Origin of the sequence: Streptosporangium nondiastaticum (assembly GCF_003011965.1) — a bacterium.
In the GTDB taxonomy this organism is placed as follows: domain Bacteria; phylum Actinomycetota; class Actinomycetes; order Streptomycetales; family Streptomycetaceae; genus Streptomyces; species Streptomyces nondiastaticus.
This window is the reverse complement of the sequence record NZ_PXWG01000415.1, coordinates 1-384: the sequence shown is the minus strand read 5'-3', so window position 1 is coordinate 384 and position 384 is coordinate 1. Positions and strand designations below refer to the sequence as shown.

Sequence of the window (384 nt, the reverse complement as noted above, 5' to 3'; positions counted from 1 at the left end):
TACTCGCTGGACGCCGTGTGGGCGAGGATCCGCGACTGCTACGCCGACCTCGCCCGCGATGTGCGCGCGCAGCACGGCACGGAGCTCACGGCCCTCGGCGGCCTCGGCATCTCCGCGATGATGCACGGCTATCTCGCCCTCGACGCCGACGGCGAGCAGCTCGCCGAGTTCCGCACCTGGCGCAACACCTTCACCACGGAGGCCGCGGCCCTGCTCAGCGAGACGCTCGCGCAGAACATCCCGCTGCGCTGGAGCATCTCCCACCTCCTGCACGCCGTGCAGCAGGGCGAGGAGCACGTGGAGCGCCTCGACTTCCTCACCACCCTCGCCGGCTACGTGCACTGGAAGCTCACCGGGAAGAAGGTGCTCGGCGTCGGCGACGCC

At 70.8% G+C, this 384-nt stretch carries 1 protein-coding gene; it reads left to right on the top strand.

Annotated features, from left to right (window positions below; all coding sequences use genetic code 11):
• Positions 1-384 (top strand): FGGY family carbohydrate kinase (locus B7P34_RS36485; RefSeq protein WP_223268651.1); only part of this gene is annotated, 384 nt, incomplete at both ends.